This is a genomic window from Pseudomonas sp. PA15(2017) (assembly GCF_001945395.1).
GTDB lineage: Bacteria > Pseudomonadota > Gammaproteobacteria > Pseudomonadales > Pseudomonadaceae > Aquipseudomonas.
The window spans coordinates 273,375-298,173 of sequence record NZ_MSXV01000050.1; the positions used below are offsets into that span (position 1 = coordinate 273,375).

General features: G+C 62.0%; 21 protein-coding genes. 16 read left to right on the forward strand and 5 right to left on the reverse strand.

Features of this window, described 5'->3' with window-relative positions; translation table 11 throughout:
- Nucleotides 1–442: 442 nt before the first annotated feature.
- The 16 genes from BVH03_RS16740 to BVH03_RS16810 all read left to right on the forward strand — a co-directional run bounded on the left by BVH03_RS16740 (nucleotide 443) and on the right by BVH03_RS16810 (nucleotide 17,671).
- The gene (locus BVH03_RS16740; RefSeq protein WP_075962218.1) at nucleotides 443–1,603 is read left to right on the forward strand and encodes an outer membrane beta-barrel protein; all 1,161 of its coding nucleotides are present in this window, start codon (nucleotides 443–445) and stop codon (nucleotides 1,601–1,603) included.
- Between the two features lie 135 nt (nucleotides 1,604–1,738).
- Nucleotides 1,739–2,278, forward strand: coding sequence for a polysaccharide biosynthesis/export family protein (locus tag BVH03_RS16745; RefSeq protein ID WP_075962219.1), 540 nt, complete (start codon nucleotides 1,739–1,741; stop codon nucleotides 2,276–2,278).
- A 2-nt stretch (nucleotides 2,279–2,280) separates the two neighbouring features.
- Nucleotides 2,281–4,512 carry a polysaccharide biosynthesis tyrosine autokinase gene (locus BVH03_RS16750; RefSeq protein ID WP_075962220.1) on the forward strand — a complete coding sequence of 744 codons (2,232 nt, stop codon included), beginning with the start codon at nucleotides 2,281–2,283 and terminating at the stop codon, nucleotides 4,510–4,512.
- 43 nt (nucleotides 4,513–4,555) lie between these two features.
- On the forward strand, nucleotides 4,556–5,281 hold the full coding sequence (locus BVH03_RS16755) for a tyrosine-protein phosphatase (RefSeq protein WP_075962221.1): 726 nt from the start codon (nucleotides 4,556–4,558) through the stop codon (nucleotides 5,279–5,281).
- A gap of 70 nt (nucleotides 5,282–5,351) precedes the next feature.
- Nucleotides 5,352–5,519, forward strand: coding sequence for a hypothetical protein (locus BVH03_RS26395; protein ID WP_168172886.1), 168 nt, complete (start codon nucleotides 5,352–5,354; stop codon nucleotides 5,517–5,519).
- Entirely contained in the window at nucleotides 5,516–6,907 is a 1,392-nt protein-coding gene (locus BVH03_RS16760) for an undecaprenyl-phosphate glucose phosphotransferase (protein WP_075962222.1), read from the forward strand. Before BVH03_RS26395 ends, BVH03_RS16760 begins: the two co-directional genes overlap by 4 nt.
- Before the next feature lie 54 nt (nucleotides 6,908–6,961).
- Nucleotides 6,962–8,308 carry a UDP-glucose/GDP-mannose dehydrogenase family protein gene (locus tag BVH03_RS16765; RefSeq protein WP_075962223.1) on the forward strand — a complete coding sequence of 449 codons (1,347 nt, stop codon included), beginning with the start codon at nucleotides 6,962–6,964 and terminating at the stop codon, nucleotides 8,306–8,308.
- A 239-nt stretch (nucleotides 8,309–8,547) separates the two neighbouring features.
- Nucleotides 8,548–9,696, forward strand: a complete 1,149-nt coding sequence (locus tag BVH03_RS16770; protein ID WP_075962224.1) for a glycosyl transferase family 2 — start codon at nucleotides 8,548–8,550, stop codon at nucleotides 9,694–9,696.
- 65 nt (nucleotides 9,697–9,761) lie between these two features.
- Nucleotides 9,762–10,886 (forward strand): GDP-mannose 4,6-dehydratase, encoded by a 1,125-nt coding sequence (gmd, locus tag BVH03_RS16775; RefSeq protein ID WP_075962225.1) that lies wholly within the window; start codon nucleotides 9,762–9,764, stop codon nucleotides 10,884–10,886.
- 2 nt (nucleotides 10,887–10,888) lie between these two features.
- A complete protein-coding gene (locus BVH03_RS16780) occupies nucleotides 10,889–11,863 on the forward strand; it encodes a GDP-L-fucose synthase (protein ID WP_075962226.1) in 975 nt (324 codons plus the stop codon).
- Between the two features lies 1 nt (nucleotide 11,864).
- A complete protein-coding gene (locus BVH03_RS16785) occupies nucleotides 11,865–12,326 on the forward strand; it encodes a GDP-mannose mannosyl hydrolase (RefSeq protein WP_075962227.1) in 462 nt (153 codons plus the stop codon).
- Nucleotides 12,327–12,395: 69 nt separating this feature from the next.
- Nucleotides 12,396–13,679 (forward strand): hypothetical protein, encoded by a 1,284-nt coding sequence (locus BVH03_RS16790; protein WP_075962228.1) that lies wholly within the window; start codon nucleotides 12,396–12,398, stop codon nucleotides 13,677–13,679.
- On the forward strand, nucleotides 13,642–14,406 hold the full coding sequence (locus tag BVH03_RS16795) for a glycosyltransferase (RefSeq protein WP_075962229.1): 765 nt from the start codon (nucleotides 13,642–13,644) through the stop codon (nucleotides 14,404–14,406). Before BVH03_RS16790 ends, BVH03_RS16795 begins: the two co-directional genes overlap by 38 nt.
- A 62-nt stretch (nucleotides 14,407–14,468) precedes the next feature.
- Nucleotides 14,469–15,221, forward strand: a complete 753-nt coding sequence (locus BVH03_RS16800; RefSeq protein ID WP_075962288.1) for a WecB/TagA/CpsF family glycosyltransferase — start codon at nucleotides 14,469–14,471, stop codon at nucleotides 15,219–15,221.
- Complete coding sequence (locus BVH03_RS16805) at nucleotides 15,218–16,648, forward strand: mannose-1-phosphate guanylyltransferase/mannose-6-phosphate isomerase (protein ID WP_075962230.1); 1,431 nt, start codon at nucleotides 15,218–15,220, stop codon at nucleotides 16,646–16,648. The genes BVH03_RS16800 and BVH03_RS16805 overlap by 4 nt, the downstream gene beginning before the upstream one ends.
- Nucleotides 16,649–16,876: 228 nt before the next feature.
- Nucleotides 16,877–17,671, forward strand: coding sequence for a WecB/TagA/CpsF family glycosyltransferase (locus tag BVH03_RS16810; protein WP_075962231.1), 795 nt, complete (start codon nucleotides 16,877–16,879; stop codon nucleotides 17,669–17,671).
- A gap of 934 nt (nucleotides 17,672–18,605) precedes the next feature.
- Here BVH03_RS16810 and BVH03_RS16815 read toward each other — a convergent pair.
- The 5 genes from BVH03_RS16815 to BVH03_RS16835 all read right to left on the reverse strand — a co-directional run bounded on the left by BVH03_RS16815 (nucleotide 18,606) and on the right by BVH03_RS16835 (nucleotide 24,784).
- Nucleotides 18,606–19,799 carry a polysaccharide pyruvyl transferase family protein gene (locus tag BVH03_RS16815; protein ID WP_075962232.1) on the reverse strand — a complete coding sequence of 398 codons (1,194 nt, stop codon included), beginning with the start codon at nucleotides 19,797–19,799 and terminating at the stop codon, nucleotides 18,606–18,608.
- Between the two features lies 1 nt (nucleotide 19,800).
- Nucleotides 19,801–21,117: a flippase gene (locus BVH03_RS16820; protein WP_075962233.1), complete on the reverse strand. Its 1,317-nt coding sequence runs from the start codon at nucleotides 21,115–21,117 to the stop codon at nucleotides 19,801–19,803.
- Nucleotides 21,114–22,223, reverse strand: coding sequence for a nitroreductase family protein (locus BVH03_RS16825; RefSeq protein WP_083640084.1), 1,110 nt, complete (start codon nucleotides 22,221–22,223; stop codon nucleotides 21,114–21,116). Before BVH03_RS16825 ends, BVH03_RS16820 begins: the two co-directional genes overlap by 4 nt.
- A gap of 395 nt (nucleotides 22,224–22,618) precedes the next feature.
- On the reverse strand, nucleotides 22,619–24,286 hold the full coding sequence (locus tag BVH03_RS16830) for an ATP-binding protein (RefSeq protein ID WP_083640085.1): 1,668 nt from the start codon (nucleotides 24,284–24,286) through the stop codon (nucleotides 22,619–22,621).
- A 135-nt stretch (nucleotides 24,287–24,421) separates the two neighbouring features.
- Complete coding sequence (locus BVH03_RS16835; protein WP_075931967.1) at nucleotides 24,422–24,784, reverse strand: PleD family two-component system response regulator; 363 nt, start codon at nucleotides 24,782–24,784, stop codon at nucleotides 24,422–24,424.
- Nucleotides 24,785–24,799: the final 15 nt, after the last annotated feature.

Genomic DNA, 24,799 nt, shown 5'->3' on the forward strand with positions numbered 1-24,799 from the left:
AGTATAAAGCGCTGCTCTCAGCCAATATCCAGCCCGGCACGGACATTGCTCACCTTATATATAAGCACTGCCAATTAATCTGGCTGTCATGCGCTGAGCCTATTATTCAACTCGCGAAATCAGCGCATTACACGGATAGCCGGAGTATCCAATGGAGCGCTCTGCGGCGATGCTTTGCCGGAGGGCGCACCGGCAGGCGGCGAATACAGCGCTCATGCGCCAAAAACACGCACGAAAAAGTTCAGTATTTTTTTATGGTGTCGCAGGTCACGAGTTTACTGGCCCCCGGGGAACTTCTTAGGAGAGCCGACAACCAATGACTCATGAAAAATGGCCGCAAGTCAATGCGATAGGTAACTGACACCCCTTTTGTCAGCACCCGATCACGATGCCAAGCGACCTAGCCCATCAAGTGATAGACCCCGAGAAGGGATTTGGCACCATGAAACTCACCACGATACTGACGGCTTCACTAGCAGGTACGCTGTCTACAGCCAGCTGGGCCACAGACCCACAACACATCGACCTGGCTGGGTTCGAGTTCACGCCAACTCTGGATGTCGGCGAAAGCTACGACAGCAACTACCGCGGCCTGAGCGACAACGTTCGCTCCTCCTGGGTGACCAGCATCAACCCGAAATTCCTGCTCAGCGCCGAGACCCGCAACACCGGCTACCAGCTCGAGTACGAAATCAACGATCAAAATTACCACTCCGACGACAACGCCAGCCACACCGACCAGCACCTGCGCTTTCGCAGCATCATGGAATTCAACTCGCGCAATCGCCTGCGCTGGAATCTGGGTTATCACCGCGTCGAGGAAACCACCGACGTGAGGGACCCCGACGATGACGAAAACGACAAGTACAACCGCGGTGTGGCCGGTGCCGTGTACACCTACGGTACCCAGACCGGGCTCAACCAGATCGACTTCGGCGTCAACTACGAATCCATTCGCTATCGCAACAGTGGCGACCTGAACGAAGACCAGGATCGCGACAGCACCATGCTCAACACCGTCTGGTATCACCGCCTGGGTGGCAGCGCCCGCTCCCTGGTGGAGCTGCGCCACACCATCAACCAGTACGTGCTCAGCAACAGCGACCGCGACAGCACCGATGACGCCGCACTGTTCGGCGCCACCTGGGACGCCACCGCCAAGACCTCCGGCACCGTACGCCTGGGTGCCCAGCGCAAGAATTTCGACAGCAGCACTCGCCAGGACTACACCAGCCCAATGTGGGAAGTTGGTGTGCAGTGGGAACCGCGCACCTACTCCATCGTCAAACTCGACACGCGTCGCTCTTTCGATGAAGGCGAAGATGGTGCCAGTACCGTCGAGGACACCACCACACGCCTGGGTTGGGAACACGAATGGTCGGCCTTCATCAGCTCGGAGCTGTTCTACCGCTACTCCGAACGTGACTACAAGGCGACCGATCGTAAGGACGACCGTACCGGCTACGGCCTGGAGCTGACCTATTCCCCGCTTCGCTGGGCTGATGTATCGCTGGGCTACCGCCACACCGAAAATGATTCGAGCGTGCGGGAGAAATCCTATGACCGGAACATCTATCAGCTGTCGTTGAGCTTGAGCCTCTAACACCCGGGCTCCTCAGCAGGGTGACGATGCAGTCGTCACCACCCCTATCAACCTTTTCCCGTTTGTCCTACCAGGCGAGCGGCGGGCGCCCTTTTTCCAGCGCCTGATGAACTAGCAACTACAAGGAGTATGCGGATGTCAGTCCACTATCTGTTCAAAGCCTTCTCGCTGCTGCTGATGCTCGCATTCGCAGCCAGCGCACAGGCCAACCCGCAGTATCGGTTGAGCTCTGGCGACGTGATCAAGATCAGCGTCTTCGGCGAGCCGGATCTGTCCTTCGAGGAAATCCGTCTCAACGATGCAGGCACCTTCTCCTATCCGTTTCTCGGCGCCATCGAAGCCAGCGACAAGACCGCAGCCGACATCGAGCGCATCATCACCGAGCGCCTCAAGGCCGATGGCTACCTGGTCGACCCGCGCGTCTCGGTCGCCGTCTCCACCTACCGCGAGTTCTACATCAGCGGTGAAGTGAAATCCCCAGGTGGCTACCCCTATCAACCCGGCCTGACCCTGGACCGTGCCATCGCACTGGCTGGCGGTCTGACCGAACGCGCCTCGACCAAACGCATCACCATCGCACGCGGCACGGGCGAATCCCGCGCCTCGGAAAAAGCCACGCTCGACACCCTCGTCAAGCCGGGTGACACCATCACCATCGATCAAGGGTTCTTCTGAATATGAACAGTCCTGCACGAACGATCCGACAGTGGCAACCCTCGCCCTCGGAAGCAGATAGCGATTACATCGACCTGCGGCGCATCTGGAATGCCGTATGGATGCGCAAGTGGGCCATCGCCCTGTTCGTCGTGGTGGTCACCCTGATCACCGCGGTCGCCGTCTCCCGCATGACGCCGATCTACCGTGCCGTCGCCTCGGTGATGATCGAGACCAAGGGCACCCAGCTGGTGTCCTTCCAGCAGGTCACCGACACCACCGGTGCGGTGAACGAGTACCTGCAGACCCAACTCGGCCTGATCAAGAGCCGCGTGGTCGCCGAGAAAGTGGTTCGTGAACTCAACCTCACCGAACACCCGGACTTCGACCCGCGCCAGCAGCCGCAACCGCTGATCAATTTCGGTGGCATCACCCGCGGCCTGCAGAGCGCCCTGTCGATCACCGGCCTGGTGGACGAGCCCGAGCCGGCCAAGCCGATGACCGAGGCCGAGCTGCTCGATATCGTCACCAAGATCCTGATGGACCGCACCAACATCTGGGTCGAAGGCAAGAGCCAACTGGTCAACATCTCCGTCGATCTGCCGGATCGCCTGACCGCTGCCGCCATCGCCAACTCCCTGGCCAGCAACTACATCGACAGCCAGCTCGAAGCGCAGATGGAAATGTCGCTGTCGGCGACCACCTGGATGAACACCCGCCTCACCGAACTGCGCAGCTCGCTGCAGGAAGCCGAGAATCGCCTGCAGGCCTATCGCGAGGCTGAAGGCCTGGTGGACGTCAACGGCGTGGCCACCATCAGCAACAACGAACTGTCGCTGACCGGTGACCGCATGATCGACGCCCGTCGCCAGCGCGCCGAGGCCGAGAGCCAGTACCGTCAGGTGCAGTCCATGGGCAGTGGCGATTGGCGTCGCCTGGCCAGCGTGCCGGCCGTACTCGGCAACCCGCTGATCCAGCAGTTCAAATCCGAGGAAGCCCGCGCCCGCGCCAAGGTCGAGGAGCTGTCGCGTCGCTACGGTGACCGTCACCCGGCCATGCTCGCCGCCAAATCCGATCTGAGCGCCGCCTCGGCGAGCCTGCGTGCCCAGGTCGAGCAGGTGGTCGCCAGCATCGAGCGCAACTACCAGCTGGCCGTGGCCAACGAGAACTCGCTGAACGCCTCGTTCGACAAGAACAAGGAACAGATCCAGGACATCTCGCGCAAGGAATTCAAGGTGCGTGAGCTGACCCGCGACGTGGAGAGCAACCGCTCGCTGTACGAGACCTTCATGACCCGCCTGCGCGAAACCGCAGCGACTCAGGACGTCAACTCCAGCAACGCGCGAATCATCGACCAGGCCGTTGCCCCGCTACAGCCGGCGGCGCCAAACCAGAAGCTGATCATCGTGCTGGCGGCAGGCCTTGCCCTGGTCTTCGGCATGGCCCTGGCCATCGTCCGCGACATCCTCAACAACACCTTCAAAAGCGCCGACGATGTCGAGACCAAGCTGAACCTGCCGGTACTGGGCATCGTTCCGCTGATCGCCAATAACTCCAAGTACACCGCTGCGCACCTGTTCGAGCATGGCGAGGACCCGCGCTTCTGCGAGTCGATCCGCACCATTCGCACCAGCCTGATGCTGGCCGATACCAGCCGTTCCCAGAAGGTTTTGGTGGTCACCTCGTCGTCGCCCGGCGAAGGCAAGAGCACCCTGGTGGCCAACATGGCGTTTGCCCTCAGCCAGCTGCAACGCGTGCTGCTGATCGATGCCGACCTGCGCCGCCCGACCCTGGCCAAGAGCTTCGACTTCCCGGTCGGCACCCCTGGCCTGGCCAACCTGATCACCGGCAGCGCCAAGGTCGAAGAGTGCATCCACAACATGGGCACCAACCTGGACATGCTGCCGGCCGGCGCGGTACCGCCGAACCCGCTGGAGCTGCTGGCCTCGCCGCGTTTCGCCAAGTTCCTGGACATGATCAAGGAGCGTTACGACCACATCATCATCGATTCGCCGCCCAGCCAGGCCGTGAGCGATGCCGTGCTGCTGTCCACCTTCGCCGATGCGGTGATCTACGTGGTCAAGGCCGACGGCACCCCGATCCCGCTGGCCCAGCGTGGCGTCGGCCACCTGCTGCAGAGCGGTGCTTCGGTAATGGGCGTGGTGCTCAACCAGGTGGACGTGGAGAAGGCTGCACGCTCCGGCGAATACAGCGGTTACTACGACCACTACGGCTACAGCGACCGCAAGGCCTGATAACCGCCATGACCCACCAGCGCATGACAGCAGGAGGTGCCCGATGATCGATCTACACAATCACCTGCTGCCGGGCATCGACGACGGCCCGGCAGACCTGCCGACCGCGCTGGACATGGCCCGCATGGCGGTGGCCAACGGCATCAGCCACGTGGTCTGCACGCCGCACATCCACATCGGCCGCTACGACAACGACAGCCGCACCATCGCCGAAACCTGCCGCCGCTTCAACGCTGCGCTGCAGGAGGCTGGCATCGACCTGAAGGTCGCTGCCGCCGCCGAGGTGCGCTTCTGCGGCGAGCTGATGACCCGCGTGCTGGACGGCAGCATCCCGTTCCTTGGTCAATGGGAAGGCAAGAAGGTACTGCTGCTGGAGTTTCCTCACGGGGATATGCCCTTCGGCGCCGAACGCCTGACCCAGTGGCTGCTGGCCAAAGGCATCGTGCCGATCATCGCGCATCCGGAGCGCAACAAGGCGCTGATGAACAACCCGAGCAAGCTCAAACCGTTCATCGAGCAAGGCTGCCTGCTGCAAGTGACCGCTGCCTCTGCCGCTGGTCGTTTTGGCGAGCGGGCAATGCACCTGGCTCACGAACTGCTGAGCAATCGCGTGGTCAGCATTATGGCGACTGATGCCCACAACCTGGATCACCGCCCTCCCCTATTACAAGAAGGTCTCCTGCAAGCCGCCCGGATCCTGGGCGAGAGAGAGGCCGAACGTCTGGTCATCGACACGCCCTGGCGCATCGCACACCAGCATTTCGCTTAGTTGACTGCCTGATAACGCGTGCCTGTCGGTTCAGGCCGCAGGATTCGTATTTGTTGGAGGTTGGAAAACCATGCGTCGAGAGTTCAGTTTCAGGGCGCAACCCTTTCAGCAGGCGCTGATGCGCTGCACGACCCTGGGCACGCCCGCCACCGCTGCAACCAAGGACATGTCGCCTCTCGTGCGTTCTCCGGAGGCCACTTACTTCATCGAAGATTTGCACGAGGATCGCCGCAAATGATTTCCAAACGGATCAATCCTGCCGAGAACCGCAGGGGACTCACGTTCTGGGGTCAATGGACCTGCGCCATTACTCTGGTCAGCATGCTGCTCTGCTACCTAGTCGTTCAGCGCTACGGTGACGTGCCCACCGAATATCGCCTGCTGATAGTCCTCACGGTGCTGGGTTCGGTACCGGCCTATGGTCTGCTGCGCGTGTACCACAAGCGCCTCGGTTACCTGACCGGCCTGGGTCATCTGCTCGGCGGCTGGTTGCTGCTGCTGGCCGGCCTGCTGTTCATCGCCTACTTCAGCCAGAGCCTGGAGCGTTTCTCTTTCGAGATCATGCGTGAATGGGCACTGCTGGGCTTCCTGGCGCAGGCCATCGCCTTCATCCCGCTGCGCTACTTCGCCCGCCTGCATTCGGAGAAGCTGCGCAACGAGCGCGTCTCACTGATCATCGGCTCGGGTGAAAAGGCCCACGAACTGGCCGAGCGCCTGACCGCCAACAACCGTGTGCCGCTGGTCGGCCTGATCGCCTCCAGCGACGATGCCCACACCCAGGACGGCCGCTTCCCGATCCTCGGCAAGCTGCAGCAACTGCGTGACGTCACCGAGCAACATGGCGTACGCCGTGTGTACATCGCCCTGACCCTGGACGAAATCTCGCACATCGAGAAGCTCTACATCGACCTGCTGGACATGAGCGTCGACGTGGTCTGGGTACCGGACTTCGGCAGCATGCCGCTGCTCAACCAGTCGATCTCGCAGATCGAACAGTTGCCGGCCATCTACCTCAACGAAAGCCCGATCAGCTCGCACCCGGCTGCGGTGTTCAGCAAGGAGCTGATGGACCGCAGCCTGGCCTTCCTGGCGCTGGTGGCCCTGAGCCCGGTGTTCATCATCGCGGCCATCGCCGTGAAACTGTCCTCGCCCGGCCCGGTGTTCTTCCTGCAGCCGCGCCACGGCTGGAACGGTGGCGTGATCCTGGTGTGGAAATTCCGCTCCATGCGCATGCACGACGACAAGGTCGTCAAGCAGGCGACCCGTGAAGACCCACGCATCACCCCGGTTGGCCGCTTCCTGCGCCGCACCTCCATCGACGAGCTGCCGCAGCTGATCAACGTGCTGCGTGGCGAGATGTCGCTGGTCGGCCCACGCCCGCACGCAGTGGCCCACAACAACTACTACAGCGACAAGATTCTCGCCTACATGGCCCGTCATCGCCTCAAGCCGGGCATCACCGGCCTGGCTCAGGTGACCGGTCACCGTGGCGAAACCGAAACCCTGGAAAAAATGCAGCAGCGCGTGGAGAAGGACCTGGCCTACATCAACAACTGGTCCCTGTGGCTGGACATCAAGATCCTGGTGAAGACGCCCTTCACCCTGTTCTCGCGCGACATTTACTAACGCGCCCGTTTTGGCGCACGTAACGATTAACGTTAACTCAAGGAAAGTTTATCCATGAATATCACTGTCGTTGGAACCGGCTATGTCGGCCTCGTCACCGGCGCCTGTATCGCCGAGATGGGCAACACGGTTGTCTGCGTGGATGTCGATCCGAAAAAGATCGAGAACCTCAAGAAAGGCATCCTGCCGATTTACGAGCCGGGTCTGGAAACCGTGGTGGAAGAGAACTTCGAGGCCGGTCGCCTGCTGTTCACCACCGCGCTGCCAGAAGCGATGGAGCAATCGGACATCATCTTCATCGCCGTCGGCACGCCGCCTGGCGAAGACGGCTCGGCCGACCTGCGCTACGTGCTGGAAGTGGCGCGCCAGGTCGGCAGCCTGATGACTCGCCACACCACCGTGATCAACAAGTCCACCGTGCCGGTCGGCACTGCCGACCTGGTGCGCGCCGAGATCCTCGAGCAGCTCGAGCTGCGCGGCAAGAGCATCAGCTTCGATGTGGTCTCCAATCCTGAATTCCTCAAGGAAGGCGCCGCGGTCGACGACTTCATGCACCCGGACCGCATCATCGTCGGTACCGACAGCGAGCGCGCCCGTCAGGTGATGAGCGAGCTGTACGCGCCCTTCATCCGCAACAACCCGCGCATCAAGTTCATGGGCGTGCGTGATGCGGAAATGACCAAATACGCCGCCAACGCCATGCTGGCCACGAAGATCTCCTTCATGAACGAGATCGCCAGCCTGTGCGACCGCCTCGATGTGGACATCGAGAACGTGCGCCTGGGCATCGGCTCGGATCAGCGCATCGGCTATCACTTCATCTACGCCGGCTGCGGCTACGGCGGCTCGTGCTTCCCGAAAGACGTCAAGGCGCTGATCAGCATCGCTCACCAGAACGACTTCGAGCCCAAGCTGCTGCAGGCCGTCGAAGCCCGTAACGATCAGCAGAAGCAGTCGCTGTTCAACAAGCTGTCCGCGCACTTCGAGGGCGACCTCAAGGGCCGTAACTTCGCCGTTTGGGGCTTGGCGTTCAAGCCAGGTACCGACGACATGCGCGAAGCGCCCAGCGTGGTGCTGATCAACAGCCTGATCAACGCCGGCGCCAAGGTCAAAGCCTTCGATCCGGTCGCCCGTGAAACGGCGGTACGCGAGTTCCCGGAGCACTGGTTCAACGAAGGTCGCCTGCAGATCGTCGACGGCCAGTACGAAGCCGCCATCGACGCCGACGCCCTGGTGCTGGTCACCGAGTGGAAGCCGTTCCGTCGCCCTGACTTCAAGGCGCTGAAGAAGCTGCTCAAGCAGCCGGTGATCATCGACGGCCGCAACCAGTACGACCTCGGCCAGGTGAACCGTGAGGGCTTCGACTATTACGGCATTGGTCGTAAGCAAGTGAACGGCTGAGCCGCCGCTGACATGGACGTCATCACTCACACCCGCTTGGCCCACCCTGCCCGGCACGCCCACCAGGCGTGCAGGAAGCAACGCGGCGCAAAAGCTTTTGCGCCGCGCCAACACGCTGCACACCTCGTCTGCCACCGCCACCCGCCCAGCACCTGCTCAGGCGTGCGAAGCGGTGTCCGGCGTGGGGTGCTAGCCGTGATCGGCGCAACCCCTTTTCAACAGAGACCGGCTTCGATCCTATGACCGAACAATTGCCCACTATCGTCGTCATCGGCTACAACCGCCCCAAGAGCCTCAGCCGTCTGCTGGGCTCCCTGATCCAGGCGCAGTACCCCGAAGGCAACGTGCGCCTGGTGATCAGCCTCGACAACTCCGGCAACCCGGAGCCACGCAAGGTCGCCGAAGCACTCGACTGGCCCCACGGGGAAAAGCGCATCATCGCCCATCCGCAGCGCCTCGGCCTGCGCCAGCACGTACTGAGCTGTGGCGACCTGACCGAGCAGTACGGCGACGTGATCATCCTCGAGGACGATCTGTTCGTTTCACCGTTCTTCTACGACTACACCCACAAGGCCCTGCAAGCCTATGCCGATGACGCCGGCGTGGCCGGCATCAGCCTGTACAGCGTGCAGTTCAGCCAGACCGTGGACCTGCCCTTCATGCCGGTCGACGATGGCGACTCCCACGTGCACTTCATCCAGATGGCCGCATCCTGGGGCCAGGCCTGGTCGCGCCGGCACTGGCAGGGCTTTCGCCAGTGGTTGGAAAGCAACGGCACCGATATCAGCCATATCGATGGCATCCCGGCGGACATTCGCGGCTGGCCGGAGTCCTCGTGGCTCAAGCTGTACACCGCATACATCATTTCCCGGGACCTGTACTTCGTGTACCCGTTCCGCTCGCTGACCACCAATTTCGGCGATCCGGGTCAGCACTTCAACATCGCCTCGTCGCGCTTCCAGGTGCCGATCCAGCAGAAGGCGGTCGATTACAAATTCGCTCGCCGCGAGGACAGCCTGTCGGTCTACGACGCCTATTGCGAGCTGCTGCCGTCGTGCATCAAGCGCCGCAACCCGGTGCTCGCCGATTACGATTTCACGGTCAATCTGTACGGCAGCAAAACCTGCAAAGGGCTGCAACTGACCCGTACCCACGCCCGTGGCCTGCACAATTTCGCCCTTTCCATGAAGCCCATGGAACTGAGCATCCTGCACAACATCGAAGGTGAGGGCTTGGCCCTGATCGACTCCGCCGACCTCACCAGCGACAGCAAAGTGCGGCAAAAGGCGGAGTACGACATCTACCGTTTCTTTTACAAGTTTCCGTCGGTACGGATCATTTTTCTCGGCGTCATGGAACGTCTGCAATTGCTGCTCAAGCGCGCCTGATCCACCGACCGCGCGCAGCGATTTGGCTACAGCTCTCTAATCAATTGGACATCGCAGGTATTGCAATGGAACAGAAAAAAGCACTCATCACCGGTATCACAGGTCAGGACGGTTCCTACCTTGCCGAGTTCCTTCTGGAGAAAGGCTACCAGGTGCATGGCATCAAGCGCCGCGCGTCGTCCTTCAACACCCAGCGTGTGGATCACATCTATCAGGATCCGCATGTCGACAACCAGAACTTCATCCTCCACTACGGCGACCTCAACGACTCGTCGAACCTGACCCGCATCATCCAGGAAGTACAGCCTGACGAGGTCTACAACCTCGGCGCGCAATCCCACGTAGCGGTCAGCTTCGAAGCGCCGGAATACACCGCCGACGTCGATGCCATGGGTACCCTGCGCATCCTCGAAGCCATCCGCCTGCTGGGCCTGGAAAAGAAAACCCGTTTCTACCAGGCCTCCACCTCCGAGCTGTACGGCCTGGTGCAGGAAATCCCGCAGAAGGAAACTACCCCCTTCTACCCGCGCTCGCCCTATGCGGTCGCCAAGCTGTACGCCTACTGGATCACCGTCAACTACCGCGAAGCCTATGGCATGTACGCGTGCAACGGCATCCTCTTCAACCACGAGTCGCCGCGTCGTGGCGAGACCTTCGTGACCCGCAAGATCACCCGGGGCCTGGCCAACATCGCCCAGGGCCTGGAGCCTTGCCTGTACATGGGCAACATGGACGCGCTGCGCGACTGGGGTCATGCCAAGGACTACGTGCGCATGCAGTGGATGATGCTGCAGCAGGAGCAACCGGACGACTTCGTGATCGCCACCGGCGTGCAGTACTCGGTGCGTGAATTCATCACCTGGTCGGCGGCCGAACTGGGCGTGCACCTGCGCTTCGAAGGCACCGGCGTGGACGAGCAAGGCATCGTCGAGCGCATCGACGGCGACAAGGCACCGGCGCTGAAAGTCGGCGACGTGATCGTGCGTGTCGACCCGCGCTACTTCCGCCCTGCCGAAGTGGAAACCCTGCTCGGCGACCCGACCAAGGCTAAGACCAAGCTGGGCTGGACGCCGGAAATCACCGTGCAGGAAATGTGCGCCGAGATGGTCAGCGAAGACCTCAAGGTCGCCCAGCGCCACGCCCTGCTCAAGGAGCACGGCCACGAACTGCCAGTCTCCGTGGAGAACTGAGCATGAGCGCGCTTCTCAACCAGCGCGTCTTCGTCGCCGGCCATCGCGGGATGGTCGGTTCGGCGATCGTGCGCCACCTGCAGAACCTGGGCTACCAGAGCATCGTCACGGCGCCACGCGAAAGCGTGGACCTGGTCGATGCGGCCAGCGTGAAGCGTTTCTTCGCCGAGCAGCGCATCGACCAGGTCTACCTGGCCGCGGCGAAGGTCGGCGGCATTCACGCCAATAACCAGTACCCGGCCGATTTCATCTACCAGAATCTGATGATCGAGGCCAACGTCATCAACGCCGCCCACGAGGCCGGCGTGCAGAAGCTGCTGTCGCTGGGCAGCTCGTGCATCTACCCCAAGCATGCCGAACAGCCGATGCGTGAAGAAGCGCTGCTGACCGGCGTACTGGAGCCGACCAACGAGCCCTACGCGATCGCCAAGATCGCCGGGATCAAGCTGTGCGAAAGCTACAACCGCCAGCATGGCCGCGACTACCGCAGCGTGATGCCGACCAACCTGTACGGCCCGCACGACAACTACCACCCGGAAAACAGCCACGTCATCCCCGCCCTGCTGCGCCGCTTCCACGAGGCGACCTTGCGTGGCGATGACGAGGTGGTGATCTGGGGCAGCGGCACGCCGATGCGCGAGTTCCTGCATGTCGACGACATGGCCGCGGCCAGCGTCCACGTGATGAACCTGGATGAAGCCACCTACCAGGCCCACACCCAGCCCATGCTCTCGCACATCAACGTGGGCACCGGCCAGGACTGCACCATTCGCGAGTTGGCCGAAACCATCGCCCGGGTCACCGAGTTCCAGGGCCGCCTGAGCTTCGACAGCAGCAAGCCCGACGGCACGCCGCGCAAGCTGATGGACGTCTCGCGCCTGGCCAAGCTCGGCTGGACGGCGAGCATCGACCTGGAAAGCGGCCTGCGTGATGCCTACCGCTGGTTCGTCGACAACATCGACGACGTACGGGGCTGACATGTTCCTGCCGGCCGATACCTTCAAGACCGTGGTCGCCAGCACGCCGCTGGTGTCCATCGATCTGCTGGTACGCAACCCCAGGGGCGAACTGCTGCTGGGCGAGCGGCTCAATCGCCCCGCCCAGGGCAGCTGGTTCGCACCCGGCGGGCGCATCCTCAAGAACGAAACGCTGGACGCGGCATTCGCCCGCCTGACCCAGGAAGAACTGGGCCAGGCGTTCAGCCGCGACCAGGGCAAGTTGCTCGGCGTGTACGAGCACTTCTATGACGACAGCGTGTTCGGCACCGCGCCGGATACCCACTACGTCGTCATCGCTTACGCACTGGAGCTGGACGCGCAGCAGAACCTGCAGCCGCCCAGCGTGCAGCACGGTCGCTACCGCTGGTGGCCGATCGAGCAGATGCGCGATGAACCGCGCATCCACAGCAATACCCGCGATTACTTGCAGGCGCTGTATTAGATACCTCGCGAGCCACGCCTACGCGGCGTCGCCTGCGAGCCAAGACAATTTCGATATGGGAAGGCGAGCTTGTTCAAGCAACTCCTGGCATACCGCAATCTGCTGCTGATCTTGTTTGTCCTGAACTCGGCCTGTTTCTTTCTGACCGACGACAAGAAGGCTGGCATCCCCTACCTGCGCGAGCTGTGGCTGCTCGGGCTGCTGGGCGCCTCCGGGGCGCTGTTCCTGGTCTGGAAGCGGATCTACCAGTCCAAGACCAGCCTGTGGATCATCTTCATGGGCCTGGCGCTGCCGGTCGTCTCGGCGATCATGGCCGAACTCAACTTCGACCAGCCGTTCATTTACGGCCTGCTCGAAGAGCGCCGCAGCTTTGCCTACCTGGTGTTCTTCCCGGCGTTGTTCCTGATGATCAAGACCGCGCCGACCCAGAAGCACCTGGAGAATTTCTTCCTGTATTCGGGCCTGACGTGCGCCTTCATCGGCTACTGCTATTTCTTCAAGATCATCCCGGAAAACGCCAGCCTGTCCTTCACCATGGACGCCAAGGATGCCGGCGACGCGCTGCTGCGCCCTGACCGTTACCGCATCGGTTCGAGCTACGTGACCATCTGCGCCTTCATGCTGATGTACAGCATGAAAGAGCGTATCTCGCTACCCAAGGTCTTTGCCCTGCTGTTCTTCGCGTCGTACCTGTGGCTGGTGCTGCAGACACGCCAGACCATGATCATCTGGTGCCTGGCCGGCCTGTGGATCTTCCGCGACCGCATCGACTCGCTGCTCAAGCTCGGCCTGCTCGCCGCGACCATCTTGGTGGTCTCGTTCTTCATGTTTCCGGAGTTCTACTACGCGCAGTTCGACAAGTTCCAGGCGCTGCTCGACGAGGCCACCACCGGCCCGGGCGTACGTGACAACACCACGGCGATCATCATCGGCGCGGTCGCCGACAACATGTACATCGGCATGGGCTCGCTGTCGCTGCAGTGGAAAGGTGGCTTCGGTGCGCTCTACAACCCGCACTTCTACCTGTCGGACGTGGGCATCTTCGGCGTTTATTACCGCTACGGTTTCCTCACGCCGCTGATCGCGCTGATCTTCTATTTCGGCTACCTGCGCATCATGAAGCGCTGCCCCGAGAAGGGCCCGCTGCTCAGCGCCTTCCAGCTGATCTTCTGGTTCCAGATGCTCAACATGTTCCTGTCCAACTCCCTGATGTACGGCGGCGATATCCTGGGTATCGGTGCCGCCTGCTTCCTGTACTACTCCCGCGCCTATGCCGCGCAAGCATCCCCGACTCGTGAGATCAGAGGCACACGCCATGACCCAATTCAGTATCGTAACCATCAACTGGAATAACCTGGAGGGTCTCAAGCAGACCTACCAGAGTGTGGCGGCCCAGACCTACCGCAACTTCCGCTGGATCGTCGTCGACGGTGCGTCCACCGACGGCGGCGCCGAGTGGCTGGCGACCATCGACGAGCCCTACGCCGAGATCACGTCCGAGCGCGACAAGGGCCTCTACGACGCCATGAACAAGGGCCTGATCAAGGGCTCGGCGACGGAGGGCTACACGCTGTTCCTCAACAGCGGCGACTTCTTCTACGACGAGAACGTGCTGCAGAAGGTCGCCGATGCCATCGAGCGCGCACCGGGCAAGCCGCGCTACGTGTACGGCGACTACCACCTGCAGGACGCCGCCGGACGCCTGACGGCGGCCAAGGCGAAGAAGATCGAGCACCTGGTGCTGGGCATGCCGTCCAGCCACCAGGCGATGTACTTCGAGAACGAGCGCCTGCGCAACGTGCGTTTTCGCGACGATTTCAAGCTCTCGGCCGACTACTGCATGATCGTCGAATTCCTGCAGGGCCAGGATCACCAGCGCGACGTGCTGAAGATCGAGTCGCCGCTGTGCATCTTCGACACCACCGGCGTTTCCACCAGCCGCCGCTTCGACGCGCTCAAGGAAGACATGCGCATTCGTCGGGAGGTCATGAAACTATCGCCGCTGCATAGCATCTCTTTGTATGTCCTGCACTACGTGCATACCCACAGCAAATTGCTGAAAGCGGCCTTGGGCAAATGAATCGCGAGCAATACGAATCGTTGCCCGAGCGTGATACGCGCCAGTGGCGCAAAGAGGTGTTGATGAAGGCGTTTGATATCGAGTTCTACGCTGGCACCAAGGATCGCCTGATCGAGGACTTGGTTGAGCACAGCACCGACAAGTACAGCTACATCGTGACACCCAACATCAATCACGTGGTGCAGCTGGAAACCGACCGCGACCTCAAGCGCGCCTATGCCGTGGCCCGCCACCGCATCTGCGACAGCCGCGTGCTGCTGCCGCTGCTGCGCATGCTCAAGGTGCCGGTCGAGGACGCCATTCCCGGCAGCACCCTGACCGCCGAACTGATCGGCATCGCCGAAGAGCGTGCCTGGGACGTGACCATCATCGGCTGCGAAGACGATGACATCGCACGCCTGCGTGAGCGCTTCCCGAACATCAATTTCCACCACCACAACCCACCGATGGGCTTCATCGACAGCGAAGAAGCGATCCAGGCCTGCCTGTCCTTCGTCGTCGAGCACCCATCTCATCTGGTGGTGTTGTCGGTCGGCTGCCCACGCCAGGAGATTCTTGCCCACAAGATCTTCGAGACCGACCAGGCCGTAGGCATCGGCCTGTGCGTGGGCGCCTCGATCAACTTCCTGTCCGGCAAGTTGCAGCGTGCCCCGATGTGGATGCAACGCTATTCGCTGGAATGGCTACACCGTGCTTATACCGAACCACGCCGTCTGGTCGGCCGTTACGTCCGCGACGCGTTCCTGATCCTGCCGATTCTGGTCCGAGAATTCCGCCTTCGGCAATCACTCTTCATGGGAGGAGCTCCACGATGATTCCTGTCATTCTTTCCGGCGGTAATGGCTCGCGCCTGTGGCCGCTTTCGCGCCAACTCAACCCCAAGCAATTCCTGCCGATCGCCGACGACTCGCTGTCCATGCTGCAGGCGACCATTCGCCGCCTGGAAGGCCTGAAAGTCAGCCAGCCGTGCCTGATCTGCAACGAGGAGCACCGCTTCCTCGCTGCCGAACAACTGCGCACCCTGGGTATCGACAACGCCAGCATCCTGCTCGAGCCCGTGGGCCGCAATACCGCGCCAGCGGTCGCCCTGGCAGCGATCAAGGCGCTGGAAAAGGAACACGATCCAGTACTGCTGATCCTCGCTGCCGACCACCTGATCAAGGACGTCGACGCATTCCACCGTGCCGTGGAAACCGCTCTGCCCTTTGCTCAGGCCGGCAAGCTGGTGACCTTCGGCATCGTGCCGACCCATGCCGAGACCGGCTACGGTTACCTGCAGAAAGGCGCCGCGGCGGGTGATGGCGGCTTTACCGTCGCGAAGTTCGTCGAGAAGCCCGACAGCGAAACCGCCGAGCGTTACCTGGCCTCCGGCGAGCACTTCTGGAACAGCGGCATGTTCATGTTCCGCGCCAGTCGCTACCTCGAAGAACTGCAGCGCTGGCAGCCGGAAATTCTCGAAGCCTGCCGCCGTGCCACCGCGCAGAGCGAAGAAGACATGCACTTCGTACGCATCGGCAAAGAGGCGTTCGCCGCCTGTCCGGAAGACTCCATCGACTACGCGGTGATGGAAAAGACCGAAGACGCCGTGATGGTGCCGCTGGACGCTGGCTGGAGCGACATCGGCTCCTGGTCCGCCCTGTGGGACGTCAGCGACAAGGACGAGCAGGGTAACGTGCACAAGGGCGACGTGCTCAGCCACGACAGCCAGAACAACTACGTGCATGCCGACTACCGCCTGGTGACCACCGTGGGCGTCGAGGACCTGATCATCGTCGAGACCAAGGACACCGTCATGGTCGCACACAAGGACAAGGCCCAGGAGGTCAAGCGCATCGTCGAGCAGCTCAAGCGCGAAGAGCGTTGCGAGCACCTCAACAACCGCGAAGTCTATCGTCCGTGGGGCATGTACGACTCCATCGACAACGGTGCGCGTTATCAGGTCAAGCGCATCACCGTGAAGCCTGGCGCCAAGCTGTCGGTGCAGATGCACCACCACCGTGCCGAGCACTGGATCGTGGTCAGCGGCACCGCCCAGGTGACCAACGGTGACGAGACCTACATGGTCACCGAGAACCAGTCGACCTACATCCCGATCGGCCAGATCCATGCACTGGAAAACCCGGGCATGATTCCGCTCGAACTGATCGAGGTGCAGTCCGGGACTTACCTGGGCGAAGACGATATCATCCGCTTCTCCGACAATTATGGCCGCGTCAAGGAACTCAAGGTTTCCGCGGCCTGAGGTCGGGCCAGCGCTCATGTGCGCCGGCGCCCATCACCGGGGCCCTCTGGGGCCCCTTCGCCGGGTGGTTCGCCACCCCTGCCATGGCTCTGCCAGTTCACACCCGATGGGGCAAGGAATGCCTTTCATCTCGCTATCAAAAGGATTTCTACAAGAACAAGCAAAGCGCGAAGCCCACGTGAACACACACCGGATAATTTTCCTACTTTCCGACAACGAGGCTCGCCCGTGAAAACTTCCAAACTCCTGTACGACCCCGTTATTCACAAACTGAAGTTGCTGGAAGAATATGATGTGACGCCGTTGCTCGAAGACTTGAGCACTCCGAAGAAACCGACCATCGTCGGCTTTCTCAATCAGCATGGCTACAACCTGATCCAGCAGGACAAGCGGGCTCGCCGCCACTTCCTGCAGATCAACCACCTGCTGCGCGACGGCATCGGCATCAAACTGGCCTGCCAGTTGAACGGCCTGGCGCCCGGCGCCAACCTCAACGGCACGGACTTCATTCCGGCACTGATCGAGCACGCCCTGCAGGACGAACGCAGCGACCAGTACCAGCTGTTTGCCATGGGTACCTGCGAGCCATGGACCGAGGAAGGCGCCAACGCCCTGTTCCGTGGTCGTGAGCACCACACCATCGACGGTTTCCAGCCGGTGGAACGCTACCTGGAATTCGTCCAGGAACACCTGCAACCGGGCAAGATTCCGCTGATCGTGATGGGCATGGGCATGCCGCGCCAGGAAGAAGTGGCCGTCACCCTGCAGCGCAACCTCAACCGCCCTGCCCTGATGATCTGTGGTGGCGCGATTCTGGATTTCGCCGCCCAGCGCTTCAACCGTGCGCCTGAGGTGTTTCGCAAGGTCGGCATGGAGTGGGCCTATCGCCTGCTGATGGAGCCGCGCCGCCTGTTCGCCCGCTACGTGCTGGGCATTCCGCAGTTCTTCTACTACGTCGTGCGCAACGGCCGCGACAGCAACGTGGTGGTCAGCGAGCAAGGCGCCTACGACCGCAAATCCTGAGGTCGACTGCAGGTAATAAAACGCCCGAACGAGTGCATCGTCCGGGCGTTTTTGTGCTTCGCGGAATCTCAGGAAAATCAGTCTTGGCACCGGACTGGCAAGTTTGTGTGCGTATCACTTACTGACTTGGCACTATCCGTTACCGCGTCTGCTGAACCTTTGTGTTGCGCCCCTTACGGGCGCCACACCTTTCTTGCTTGCCCAAGAAAGGTGTGCCAAAGAAGGGCACCCCGACATCCGGGTTTCGCTGCGCGAAACTTCCCTCGCTCCAGCGCCGCTCCGGGGGCCGGCTTACATGGGCCATCCCTGGCCCATTAAGCCTCTCGCCGCATCCCTGCGGCTCGCTCCCCTACACGACACCTCCACTCGGCCTCCTGACGGGACCGGAGCGCGAGCTTGCGAGATTTCCACGGGCTCAAGCTTAGCGGCGTCTGCTTTTGCTTTTGAGCTGCGATCGCACAGGCGACGCCCAAGTCCTCCCCTTCAGGAGGCCGAATGGAATCGCCACGTAAGGGGTTGAGCGACATGGATGCCGCGAGAGCTGCGATGGGCCAGGGATGGCCCTTCGCAGCGTGCCCCTGGAGTGGTGATGGAATGAGGGAACCCCGGCGCAGCAGGGCGGGGGCGCCTAGCCCGGATGGTGGGGTGCCCTTCTCTTTGGTTACTTTCTCTTGGGCAAGCAAGAGCTACGAAGCGCAGCGAAGTAACAGCCGTAGGCTGGCCCGAAGGGTGAGCGCAGCGAATCAAGTGACTCGCCCGTAAGGGGCGAAACCCATCCGGCCAGGCGGCATGCTAATGGAGAGTGCCAAGTCATCGGCAGCGCACACTGATTTGCCAGTCCGGTCTCAACCAGACGCTTCCCAACAGCGGGAAGAACCTTTATCTGGCTCGCTGGAAAAGACGACGCAGCGGATGCTGCATCGCTCTTATACGTTCAACGCCCTGCGGCAACCGCGACCGGCTTCTCGCTACCCACACCGCGGCCCTGCTCGATCAGCGCGAACACCTCATTCCACATCGCCTGAGTACGGGTCTTCAGCTCCGCGGAGTGCGCGTTCAAGCGCGCAGACAGCGCCTGCATCTGCAGCGGATCGGTAAGGTTGTCGAGGGCACGGTTCAGCTCCTCGTCGCTCAGATTGATGTCCAGCACGCCCTCGGAGAACCCGTAGTCGGCGAAGAGCATCTGGTACTTGTGGCTCCAACCGGTGGCCAGCGACGGCACGCCCTGGGACAGCGCACTGACCAGACCGTGGAAGCGGCTGCCCAGAGTGCCACGGCAAGCGCCGAGGATGCCCTTAATGGCCAGCGGATCGGTCTCGCGCAGGATCGGCAAACCACCTACGGCCTTGGATACCTGCTCGGCCAGGCGCGCATCGCCCTCGCCTTCGTGGATCAGCAGGAACGGCTTGGCGCCCCGCTCGACCAGCGCCTTGGCAGCGCGCTCGAGGAACGGCGCATAGCCCTTGGCGACGCTGTCGTCGGTCTTGTCGAGCATGCGGCAGTTGGGCACCAGGCAGATCTGGTGGATCTGCGGGTCGAAATAGTCCGGCACCGGGCCCGAGATCAGGTTGGTGAAGTCCGGGGCGATCTTGATGTTGTCGCGCTCGCCGACGATCTCGGTGAGGTAGTCGTAGGAGATCTGTTCGCGGGCGAAGATCAGGTCGCAGTTGTCGACGAACGCCTTCACCGCCTCACGGCTGCGCGGGTCGCGAAACGGGCCGAACGCCTGGGGCAGCAGAATCACCTTGGAGCCCTGCTTCTTCCAGCGCTGGCTGGAGCGCGCCAGCTCTTCGGACAGATCCGGGCCCCACTGGTCGCTGTAGGCGAAGCCGGCGGCGTCCAGCACCACGTTGATGTCCTTGTCGAGCACGATGCCGTACTGCTCGCGAATGCCGGCCGGCACCAGCGCCGCCAGGTCGCCGAAGGGGATGCCCTTACGCCACAGCCAGGCCTTCTGGTACAGCCCCAGGGAGGCGCGGTTGAAATAGGGATAGGGGCTATTGGCCCGGCCGGGCTCCATCACCACCTTGGCAGCCGGAAGGTTCTTGCGCACTTGCTGCAGGGCGGCGTGCAGCATCAGCGCAGCCCCCTTGTTGACGAAACCGGCTTTGCGAATCTCGACGTACATATCACGTTCTCCTGAATTCACGAATCAACTGGGGCACGCTTAGGAACACGTGCAGGCAAATACTTTTGGTCATCATGATGAACAGCGGCCGGGTCTTGCGTGACAGCAGCAAGCTCACGTAACCGGCGATGGAATAGGAAATCAGCGTCGCCCAGGCCGAGCCGACCACACCGTGACTCTGGATGAGGTAGTAATTGAGGACGATGTTGCTCAGTGCGCCGAGGCCCTGGGTGACCAAGGAAAAGATGAAGGCTTCCTCGATGATGATCCACTTGCTGAACAGCGCACGCATGAACACGAAGGTCGCGGCGAAGATGTGGATCGCCAGCACCGGGCCGGCATCGGCGTACTGGGCGCCATACAGCAGGTGCACGATCCAGTCGGAAAGGAAGAACACCACCACGGCCAGGGCGAAGGCCATGAAGAACAGCACGTCCATCGCGACCTGCATGAAGCGGTTGTAGCCGGCGGTGTCGGTCTTGTGCAGGTCGATCATCTTCGGGAAGACCGACGCCATGAGAATGGTCGGAATCAGGTACCAGGCTTCGGACAGCCGCGACGCCGCCGAGTACACGCCCACGGCGTATTCGCCGAGCATGTACTGCAGCATGATCTGGTCGACCTTGAGGTAGATCACCGCCGACAGCGAGCCCAGGAAGATGAGGAAACTCTTCTTGAGCAGGGTCTTGCCCAATGGCCAGGAAAAGTCGAAGCGGAAATCGCGCTTGAGCATCACCGCGTAGCAGACCAGGATCGCCGAGGTGACCATGACCACCACCACGTGAGCCAGGGCGATGTACACCAGACCCGCGCCGGCGATGGCCAGGATCATCTTCAGGCCATTGCCACCCAGCTGGCCGACGAAGCCGGCGACCGCCGCGTACTTGGCCTGCACCCGCGCCTGGAACCAGTCGATGAGCATTTCGAACGGGGTGAAGAACAGTGCCAGGGCGGTGAACAGCAGCACCAGGAAGTTCTGGTCGTTACCGAACAGGTAGGTACTCATCATGATCGCGAAGGCGATCACCGAGCAGCCTACCTTGATCACGAATACCGTGGACAGAATCTGGTCTTCGTTGTCCGGGTTGCTGCGCAGCTCCTTGACCACCAGGCCGGTGAGCCCCAGGTGCACGACGATGCTGAGCAGTCCCAGCAGCGCCAGTGCGTAGTTCAGGTAACCGAAATCCTCGGGCCCCAGGTAGCGCGCCAGCACCACCGTAGTGGCCAGGCCGATGGCCAACATGAGGAATTTCTCGGCCAGCATCCAGCCGGAATTGAGGAGGTACTTCATGCCCTCCTGGACACGCGAGGCACTCATCGAGCGGGCGTCTCCAGGCGCATATAACTGCGGGCTTCCTCCAGCGAGAGCTTCTGCGAATACGGCACCAGGCCGGTATCGGCGGCGTAGCCCAGGGAAATGAACATCACGATACGCTCGTCCGGGTCGAGCTTGAGCAGCTTGGCCGCCGCCTCTTCTCGCTCGGGGATGTCCGGCCAGTTGATCGAGCACGACGACACACCCTGGGTCTCCAGCGCGAACATGAAGGACATCGCCGCCAGGGCCCCGTCGATATAGATCACGTGGCGATCACGTACGTGCGGGTAGGCGCGCAGGCGACCGACCACGGCGACGATGGCCGGGAAATTGTGATCGAAACCGGCCACGCCCATGGGCAGGCGCGAGGCTTGAGCCACCGACGTCGGGTCATCGAACACCATGAAGCGATAAGGCTGGCGGTTGCAGGCACTTGGCGACTGCACGGCGACTTCCACGGCCTTGTCGATCACCTCGCGCGGTACCGGGCGATCCTGCTGATACCAGCGCACCGAGCGACGCTTCATGGCCAGTTGACGCATGGCGGTGAAATCCACGCTCGGCGCGCTCACGTCGGCGGCAAACGGCACGCGCTCGGCGTCCGGGTGGCGCAGGGTTTCCGGTGAGCCGCTGGGGCGCTCGAAACGGGCGAATTTCTCGCGGGCACGGTTGAGCACCGGATGATCGCCGGTGACGGCGAAGTACTCGGCAAGCACGTCATGGGCCCAGCTGACCTCGTCGCGATCCACGTTGCCGTTGAGCGAGGCGATGTAGCTGTCCACGGTGTCGTTGATGTAATCGAGGGCAAACACCTGGCGCCGCGGCTGCATGATCAGGCCCTTCTCGATGCGGTGTACGGCGCGACGCAGGAAGTAGTTCACCGGCTCGGCGCCGGAGAGGTTCTGCTCATGCTGCAGGTGGCCGACCACTACCGCGTAGGCTTCGCGGTCGAAAGCCGAGGAGAAGAACGAGTAATGAAAACGGCGCAACATGGCCGAGCGCGACAGCGCGCGGATCCAGCCGATGGCAAATTTCTTCTGCAAGGCCTTGAGGTTATCGATACTGTCCCGCGGCAAGACCTTCTTGAGGGATTCCTTCAACATTTTCATAGGCTGTGATTACCGTTCAATGGTTAATATCTCCCCCACAATCGCCGTAACGGTACGGCGACACTCGATTGATTGACGCTGGCAGTTAGCAACCGAACCGCACGCATCTGCACACCCGTGAATGCTCATCGAGGTCATGCAGAGAGCAGCATCCCTTCCCTTGGCAACCCACCGCACGCACTGCTGCTCGGTTCGGGCGCAGGCATAAAAAAACGGCTTCTGGCGCTGCAACGGTTCGACATCCAACCCGGTGCTTCGAGGGTGTTGGAGGCGGCGTTCTGGGTGCCGCTATTCGTTGTCAGGGTTTAGGACTACGGCGCAACGCTTTGATTCCGCATCCGCCTGCTTTGCGTGAAAAAAGTTGCCGAAAGGCCGTGGCAGGGCGCCGCGGGCGGTCAGAGTCGCTCTGGCAACAGCTCTCCGAGGGTCTCGCTCAGTTCGCGCATGGAGAATGGTTTGGCGATACTTCTCAATGCAGGCGCCGCAGCCAGCTGCCCGATATCCGACGCAGCGACGACCAGCAGAACCGACAAGCCGGGGCGCACACCCTGCGCGGCCTTGGCTAGCTGTACACCGCTGATCCCGGGCAGGCTGACATCGGTAATCAACAGATCGAATACCTCGCGATCGAGCAGATCGAGCGCTGCCTGCGGGTCGGCGGCATTGACCAGCTCATGGGCGCATTCGGCCGCTACCTCGCCAACCAAGAGGCACACCGAAGAGTCGCTCTCGACCAGCAGGATGCGCGACCGCGCCTGTGGCGCCTCGTTGGCTGGCCTGTCGGCCTCGCGGAGCGGCGCCTCGACCACCGGCAGGTAGAGACGCACCGTGGTGCCTACCGCGGGCTCGCTGTGAATGGTCACCTGGCCGCCGCTCTGGCGTGCGAAGCCATGCACCATGGGCAACCCCAGGCCACTGCCCTGACCCACCGATTTGGTGGTGAAGAAGGGATCGAAGACCCGCTCCAGGGTTTCGCTGCTCATGCCGCTGCCGGTATCCGACAGCGCGATCAGCAGATAGCGGCCGGCTTTCAGATCCGGCAAGGCCGCACGGTTTTCCTGCTGCAGATCGACGAGCGACGTGTGCAGGCCGATCTGCCCGCCGTCCGGCATGGCATCACGGGCATTGATGGCCAGGCTGAGCATCGCACTTTCCAATTGCCGGGCATCGGCAAGCACGCGCACGGCGCCATGCTGATAGTCGCCCTGCAGGGAGATGCCATCGCCGATGGAGCGCCTGATCAGCGCCTCCAGCGATACCAGCAGCGGGGCCACTTCGACGGGTCGCGCCGCCAGCGGCTGACGATGGGAAAGCGTCAGCAAGCGCTGGGTCAGCGCACTGGCGCGGTCGGCAGAAATGCTCGCCGCCTCGATGAAGCGCGGCAGGTCATCGAAGCGCCCGGCGGCTAGATGCCGTTTCATGATGTCGAGCGCGCCAATGACGCCGGTCAGCATGTTGTTGAAGTCATGGGCAACGCCATCGACCACCGACTCAACGGCGTCCATCCGCTGGCTCTGCTGCAAGGCCAGTTCCTCGTCAGGCGAGCGGTGTTCAGGATCCGCTCGTGAGCGGCCCTTCAGCGCCAGCACCGCACTGCACAGGGCGCGAGCGGTGAAAGGGGGCTCCACCAGCAAGGGGGCACCGCGGCTGGTCAGCGACGGCAGCTGAGCGTGACCGGCCGCACCGAGAATCACCAACGGAACGGTCGACTCGGCGAACCGGGCGAGTTGCCCATCATCCGCCTCAGCGAACAGCTGCTCGGCCAGCAGCACGGCATCGACCTGTTCGTCCAGGGCTTCGAGGATTGCCGCAAGGTCGTGGACTACCCGGCAGGTGGCGCCGAGCGGCTCGAGTAGCGGTACCAGTTGGCGGGACTCGTCGCTGCAAATCAGGATGCTCATCGACATGTTCCCCGCATCGACGCCAGTGCGCTGGTGCGGCGTCTGGACGAACTTCTTGGCACGCCCAGCAGTGATCAGACGATCACGGCCACCCATTCGCGATACCGACTTCGCGACGGGCAATCTGGCATCGACCGACGCCCGCCCTGCACCTTCATCCATGGATTTCGCACTCTCGACACACGACTTTTTTCGGGGCACACGAACACGCGCCTTGGCTTGCGCAGCGTTCGACCGCTACGGCCCAGAGGCGTTCCGCTTGAATCAGGAGAGCGAGGGAGTTGCTGAACCGCGCGATCAGCTCGGGCCGATCAATTCCTTGACCTTGGCGATGACCAAGTTGATATCGAAGGGCTTGTCGAACACCGCGGCGAACAGCTCGGGGCTGGCGCGCCCGACGCTGCCCTGGGCGCCACTCATGAGAATGATCGGCAACTCCGCCGAGCCGGGCCTGGCGCGAACGGCCCGGGCAAATTCGAGACCATCCATGACCGGCATCATGAAATCGGTGATCACCAGCTCGGGGCGCTCACGGTCGAGCACCTCGAGGCCGCGCCGGCCATTGCTGGCCTTCACCACCATGTAGCCTTCGTCTTCCATGGCATAGCCGAGAATATCCGCTATCAGGTATTCGTCGTCGACTATCAGGATGGTTGTCATAGTTCTTCGGCTCGG